General features: G+C 73.9%; 1 protein-coding gene. It reads right to left on the bottom strand.

Annotated features, from left to right (window positions below; translation table 11 throughout):
- Positions 1-195, bottom strand: a 195-nt coding sequence (locus AC5RUJ_RS19055; protein WP_494156616.1) for a hypothetical protein, incomplete at its 3' end; no start/stop codon positions are given.
- Positions 196-268: the final 73 nt, after the last annotated feature.

Below are 268 nucleotides of genomic sequence, written 5' to 3'. Positions count from 1 at the left end.
GACCGGCACCTGGAGGCCCGGCTGCACCTGATCGGTCTCGCCGCGCACTGCGCTGGCTGCGGCTGTTGCGGTGGCGGCTCCGCCGTGAGCCGGAGTGCCCGGCGAGGGTTGTCCGGGAAGCACGACGCCGGTGGTCGGCTGCGTGGGAATGGTTGCCTGGGCTGCGGGCTGGGTGGAAACTGCCGGCGCGATCATGCCGGCCTGTTGGTTCTGAGCAGTGTCGCCTGTCCCGGCCGCCGGCGCAACACCGGCTCCGGCCGCGGACGCC

The sequence above is a fragment of the Arthrobacter sp. Y3223164 genome, from assembly GCF_059091005.1.
This window is presented reverse-complemented; position numbering and strand designations above follow the sequence as displayed.